Annotated in this window: 5 protein-coding genes; 3 read left to right on the top strand and 2 right to left on the bottom strand. The window is 39.8% G+C overall.

Annotated features, from left to right (window positions below; genetic code table 11):
• Positions 1–348: 348 nt before the first annotated feature.
• Together ABLA76_RS18195 and ABLA76_RS18190 are read right to left on the bottom strand one after the other, a co-directional pair.
• Positions 349–636 (bottom strand): hypothetical protein, encoded by a 288-nt coding sequence (locus ABLA76_RS18195; protein WP_348988986.1) that lies wholly within the window; start codon positions 634–636, stop codon positions 349–351.
• Between the two features lie 84 nt (positions 637–720).
• Positions 721–939 (bottom strand): helix-turn-helix transcriptional regulator, encoded by a 219-nt coding sequence (locus tag ABLA76_RS18190; protein ID WP_348988985.1) that lies wholly within the window; start codon positions 937–939, stop codon positions 721–723.
• A 112-nt stretch (positions 940–1,051) separates the two neighbouring features.
• Between ABLA76_RS18190 and ABLA76_RS18185 the strand changes: the two genes are divergently transcribed.
• The 3 genes from ABLA76_RS18185 (at position 1,052) to ABLA76_RS18175 (ending at position 2,198) form a co-directional block, all read left to right on the top strand.
• Positions 1,052–1,459 (top strand): helix-turn-helix domain-containing protein, encoded by a 408-nt coding sequence (locus ABLA76_RS18185; RefSeq protein ID WP_348988984.1) that lies wholly within the window; start codon positions 1,052–1,054, stop codon positions 1,457–1,459.
• A gap of 382 nt (positions 1,460–1,841) precedes the next feature.
• Positions 1,842–2,015, top strand: coding sequence for a hypothetical protein (locus ABLA76_RS18180; protein ID WP_348988983.1), 174 nt, complete (start codon positions 1,842–1,844; stop codon positions 2,013–2,015).
• A gap of 21 nt (positions 2,016–2,036) precedes the next feature.
• Complete coding sequence (locus ABLA76_RS18175) at positions 2,037–2,198, top strand: hypothetical protein (RefSeq protein WP_348988978.1); 162 nt, start codon at positions 2,037–2,039, stop codon at positions 2,196–2,198.

Below are 2,198 nucleotides of genomic sequence, written 5' to 3'. Positions count from 1 at the left end.
GACCTGATGGCACATATTATTTTTGCGGTGAGTACCGTTTCGAATTTCTGCATATCAGCAGCCGTTAAAAACTGCTCTTCCAGCAGAGTGATTAATTTTTCTTTCAGTTCAATACTCATCTCTTCCCTCTATTATTTCTGTATCACTTAGGTAGTACGGCGATTTTTGAAATTCACTATTCAGTGCACTTAATTAACTTATGTGTTCTCTACTGAGATCTATTTAAGTAATGAGTTCTTACTTGGCAGTGCTTTACCTTTCTGAACTCTCCAATCCCCCCTTTCCCCCCTGGTTCTCTTCCCTATTCGTGTACTAGCAAAGTGATACATGCGAACTCCAAATTTTTTGTTACTGGTTAACGGCTATCGGCTTTGCGGTATAACCCTGTGCCGCTCTCTCATACTTCACGACAAATTCCCTGAGCCGGATATTGGCCGCCCGTCTGGCTGCATTGTCTTTGCGGTATGAAACGGGTTCGTTGTCCCATGCCGCCTGATACACTTCTGAATACTTAGCGGTGATCTTCGATCGGGTGCTTGCCCGCAGTTTTGCCAGCATTTCCTGAATCCATGCGCCATCGTCAGGGTAAAAGAGCGATGGCATGGTGACTTTGGTGTAGTCAGGAAAAGCCGACATCACGAAAACCCCACCACAGACCATATCCACACACCCCATATCGGGATCAAGAACGCCAGTGCATAAACCACTATCGACTGGAAGTTATTCATGGGGCACCTCGGGTGGTGGGAAAATGTCATCAAGCGTGAATTCAGTACCTAACGCGCTAAAAGCTGAAACTATCGTTCTGCACACAGTGATATCTGGGGTGCGCCTTCCATTCTCGTAATGCCCTATCGCACCAGGAGTGCAACCTACGTGTTCAGCCAATATTTTTCGGGTAATCCCTAAATCAGTTCTGAGTTTTTTTATCTTGTTCATCTTATTCCTCCTTTTTGTATAATATAATACATATCGTACCCAATAAGACAATATAAAGATACAATATGTTTATTGATAAAACTGATACAGTTTGTATAATCTAGGTATGAACATGAACTGGTTTGACATGGCCAAAGACCAAATGAAGGTCTTAGGCATTACATACGATAAATTAGCCGAACATCTAGGTATAACACGGGGTGCGGTAGGGCATTGGCTAAATGGAAGGAGAGAGCCTTCGCTAAAAGAAATCGCGGCAATACTGGATTTTATAGGAATTAAGCACGTTATCTTGAATTCAGATGGCACAATTTCCAATATCAACGATCAGTCTTCAAACTCTATAAACATCGAATCTGAGCCAAGACCAACCAAAAAACAAAAGGAATTAATAGACCTATTTGACAGTTTACCATCAGAAGAGGCGGATAAATTTTTGCGCGAACTGAAAGTTAGAGCTGCTCATTTTGATGCAATTTTCGTCGAAATGTTGGCGAAGAGAGGCATTAAAACAAACTAAAATAATCAAACCTCTTGTAAATTATTACATTATGTAATGTAACCCACCTTGATATTCAACACCTAATTAACAAAGCCCCCAATGAGGGGCTTTTTTGTATCTATTTTCCAGTGATTTAGTGATATAAATCACAATATTTGATCAAGGAATCAAAATTATTCCTTTTAAAATCAAAAAGAAAGGTTTTTTTATTGATTTTTCGGTACGCATTGTATTGATGGGCGTTGGTACGTGGTGTATCCTGTATACATAGTAAAAACCACACGGGGAAGGAAGCGATATATAGCAACGAATATTTACCAAAAACCTATTAAATAATTGCAAATTAAAGTTAAGAAAATGATGAATTATCAGGATCAGATTATTAATAATGGAGTGCATCATGTTTAGCAATATAACAACCAAGGAAGATTATACCGACTTACACACTGTGCTAGAAGCGGTGATGATATTAGAAAAGATGGAAAATAGTAGAGCTAGTGACATAGCTAAACAAATAATTGAACTGTTGAGTGCCAGAGCTAAAGAAATATCATCAATGAATTACAACAAATAACCACAACTATCGGAGACGCACGTGAAAACTTTTATCTTCGCAGCCATTGAGCGTTCCAACATGGAACAAACGCGCCCTACCTGTGTCAGGACTCAGGCAAATGACAGGGAAGAGGCAAAAAGGTTATTAGCGCCTGCATATGTAATCCTTGGCTGGATGGGTCAAATAGTTAATCGTAACTGA

The sequence above is a fragment of the Xenorhabdus sp. SGI240 genome, assembly GCF_040081915.1.
Taxonomy (GTDB): domain Bacteria; phylum Pseudomonadota; class Gammaproteobacteria; order Enterobacterales; family Enterobacteriaceae; genus Xenorhabdus; species Xenorhabdus bakwenae.
This window is presented reverse-complemented; position numbering and strand designations above follow the sequence as displayed.